Origin of the sequence: Glycomyces sp. L485 (genome assembly GCF_022548875.1) — a bacterium.
Classification (GTDB): domain Bacteria; phylum Actinomycetota; class Actinomycetes; order Mycobacteriales; family Micromonosporaceae; genus Glycomyces.
The window spans coordinates 1-492 of record NZ_JAKZEW010000062.1; positions in this window are offsets into that span (position 1 = coordinate 1).

Consider the following 492-nt stretch of genomic DNA (forward strand, 5'->3'; position numbering starts at 1 on the left):
CCGAACCCGGACAGGCACCAGCACCGGCCTCGCAGACCGAGCCCGGGACCGGGAGCGAGCCCGAGCGCAACACCGGACCCGAACACGGGCCCCGAACCGGAACCGGACCCAAGCGAGACTCCGAACAGGACTCTGAACAAGGTTCCGCGCCAGGCTCCGGACCGGGCGGACGCTCCCGCCCCGAAGACGAGCACACCCCCACGCCGACCACACCGCCAGCAGCAGCGGCCGTACCGGTCGCGGCGATGCGCCTGGTTCACCCGAAGACGAATGAACCGCTGATCCCGGTGCGCTCGAACCTGATCGATGATCCCATCCCGTTCTTAACCTGCCCGCCGCGGGACGCCGCGGCGGGGAAGGCGCCATATACAGCCGCCAGCTCGAAACCGGAAACGGCTTCGAGCCATTCCCCGTGCCCAGGGCCAAAACAGCAAACCCGAACGGCCCGAGACTCCGTGCTCGACCGGCCCGAACCTCCACACACCCGCAGCC